The sequence below is a fragment of the Xenorhabdus sp. SGI246 genome (genome assembly GCF_040838225.1).
GTDB lineage: Bacteria > Pseudomonadota > Gammaproteobacteria > Enterobacterales > Enterobacteriaceae > Xenorhabdus > Xenorhabdus indica.
Window position 1 is genome coordinate 1 of record NZ_JBFPEZ010000152.1, and the last position, 2,813, is coordinate 2,813.

Sequence of the window (2,813 nt, forward strand, 5' to 3'; positions counted from 1 at the left end):
TAGATAAATTATTTTAGCAACATTTATATTTTTTATTTTAACCAATTAAACTACTTAAACACCCTGCAGCTGATGTCCATTAGCTGCAATCATGACAACATCAGACACTAATCTCCCAGGGATCGACAGAGATTATAAGTATCCTGCAAAACCGGCCCATTCAATTTTAGAGGTCTTCCGATATGCGCGAGATATATACATTCACACCCTGAGAATTACACTGTTAGGTGATTCAGGGTACGCGCTTATTGGTTACGAATATTGAGCGAGAACCATTCGATGATCACCGCTTTTCTTTCGAGCCAGTAAGTGCTCCATGCTCGCTAACGAATACTCAGGGCATGCATACAAACTGCTGGATATATTTCTTTCGAAGAGCGTGGAATGCATACCCATCCCCGATGAAAAAAGGAGATGGTAATGACTGCGATAAATCAGTTTGCTGCTCATATTGGTCTGGATTGGGCGGACTGTCTAGTCCTGATATACGTTGACACTGATTAGTGCCTGATGATGGACTTCATTGGGCGTTTTATATTTTAGGGCTAAGTGAGGTCTGTACTGATGATAAATCTCTATCGATTCACTTACCATTTTCGTTGCTTCTTCAAGGTTAGCGGGCCTGCAAAGTAAAAATTCATTTTTCAGTATCCCATTAACCCGCTCTGCCAAGGCATTCTGATAACAATCATAGCTGTCGGTCATTGAGCATGTGACCGCATTGCTGGCATGTAACGCTTGATAGCGTTTTGAACCATATTGTAACCCTCTGTCTGAATGATGGATCAGCGATTGTCCCGTCAATTTTCGACTTTTTAAGCCCTGTCTATATGCCTTGATAACCGAGTCTGTTTTTAAGTTATCGTGCACATGATATCCCACAATTTTACGTGACCAGGCATCTGTCACTAGGCTTAAATAGGCTTCCCCTGTTTTCACCGGGAGATACGTGATATCAGCAACCCAGACTTGTTCCGGCCCCGTGGGAATAACCTGATTGGGGCCTGCTTTGAGTAAATTCGGGTGACAGTCAAAACGATGGCGACTGTCTGTCGTTTTGTGGTAAGCCTGTCTGGGCATAACTAACAGATGGTGAGCCCTGAGTAACTCGAACGGACTGTCCCTGCCTATTTTCAATGCACAGGATTGATGCAGCAGGTACTGAAGCTTTCTTGTGCCAATACGGGGTTGTTTTAAGCGGATTGACTGGACTTGCCTGAGCACATCTTGCTCATGCTTCGCTTTTATTGTAGCCCGCTGACATTGCTGATAGTAAGCTTGTCGTGTAAGCCTCAGGTAATGGCAACATTGAACCACCTTGAAGTCGGCTATTTTTTTCTCCTGGATGGCCTGCCTCGTGGCTTTTTTACGAGACTGACGCCATAATCCCGTTTTAACACCTCAACGACCGTCTCAAAAAACTCGGCTTTCTTTTCCATTTCAGTCAGTTGTTGTTCAAGTTCTTTGATCCGTTGCTTGGGCGTGAGTGAAGAAGATATAGCAGAATCATACTAATATGTCATAATATCCAAATTCAAAATGACAAGGCATAACGTGAAATGGGTTAATGAAATGGACAGTGCGCTGGGCAAAGCTGTACTGATCTTGCGGGTGAAAGTCCCGTCGTAGAAAGGGATTAGCCAGACCACTACGTAGCGAGTCTTGCATCACCGGCGGTAACAAAGGAGATGAAGCGTAGACAGCGAAACACTCGAGCCGAAACCAAAAGGTGAACGTGATAGCGCCGAAATACATTTAATCGTGTGTGCCGATAGTTTTGTCCAGCTAGCAGGCAGCAGCGTCTGAATGGTCATACTGGCAACTACCCATTCAGCAGCACACACCGGAGCCGCAGGCGTCGGCGAGTCTGTAGAGAACAGTCCGGAACCCAGGAGATCCTGATATTTCTCAATGAATGAGTATTTCGGGCGCAAGTGCTAAAACACAAGGCCAGAGAAACGAGTATCAGGAAGTCGGAGTCAGCCATAGTAGCCGTGAAACGGGTAATGACCGTGGAGCGAAGGGCTGGCAGACAGATCGAACGTAAGAGGGCAACAATGACCGTACACAGCAACGACGGAGTATCATGGTTAACGAAACTTGAGCGTATAGGCGAGAAATCAGCAGGTGTTCAATAATTTAGGGCATTTGTTGAACGGTGACATGCTGAAATGGCAATTCCAGCGGCTGGACGGGAGTAAAGCCGTGGGTATTGATCGCATGACAAAAGCCGCTTACGGTGAACATCTGGATGAGAATATACAACATCTTATCCTGCGGATACGCAGAGGGACGTATCACCCGAAAGCAGCCCGGATAACCGAGATCCCAAAAGAGGATGGCAGTAAACGGCCTCTGGCCATTTCGTGCACAGAGGATAAACTTGTCCAGCTTACGGTCAGTGATATCCTCAGCCGGATTTATGAACCGTTGTTTATGCCCTGTTCCTATGGCTTCCGGCCGGGATTAAATTGCCATGCGGCATTAAAGGCACTGCAACAGCAAACATTCCATAACTGGAATGGAGCGGTAGTAGAAATTGACATCCGAAAGTATTTCAACATGATACCTCATGATGAGTTAATGAATATACTTCGGAAGAAAATATCAGATCGCCGTTTCCTCAGATTGATCGAGGTATTAATCACGGCGCCCGTCATAGTGGGTAAAGAGATGTCCAGCAATGTGTGCGGATGTCCGCAAGGCGGGTTATGTACAGCTTCGCATAACCCCCCTAATGCACAGTAAAGACAAATGCGCCGTGATCCCAGGTTGGGCGTATGGGATAAGGTCATACGCCACAAAGAGTAAGC

General features: G+C 46.0%; 1 protein-coding gene and 2 pseudogenes. 2 read left to right on the forward strand and 1 reads right to left on the reverse strand.

The annotated features are described in order from the left end of the window. Nucleotides 1–474: 474 nt before the first annotated feature. Nucleotides 475–1,490 (reverse strand): annotated as a pseudogene (locus ABLA85_RS18715) (IS3 family transposase); the annotation flags it as partial. A 425-nt stretch (nt 1,491–1,915) separates the two neighbouring features. Between ABLA85_RS18715 and ABLA85_RS18720 the strand changes: the two are divergent. Both ABLA85_RS18720 and ABLA85_RS18725 read left to right on the forward strand, forming a co-directional pair. Further along, nucleotides 1,916–2,047 (forward strand): hypothetical protein, encoded by a 132-nt coding sequence (locus ABLA85_RS18720; protein WP_367965813.1) that lies wholly within the window; start codon nt 1,916–1,918, stop codon nt 2,045–2,047. 10 nt (nt 2,048–2,057) lie between these two features. After that, nucleotides 2,058–2,718, forward strand: a pseudogene (locus tag ABLA85_RS18725) (reverse transcriptase domain-containing protein); the annotation flags it as partial. Nucleotides 2,719–2,813: the final 95 nt, after the last annotated feature.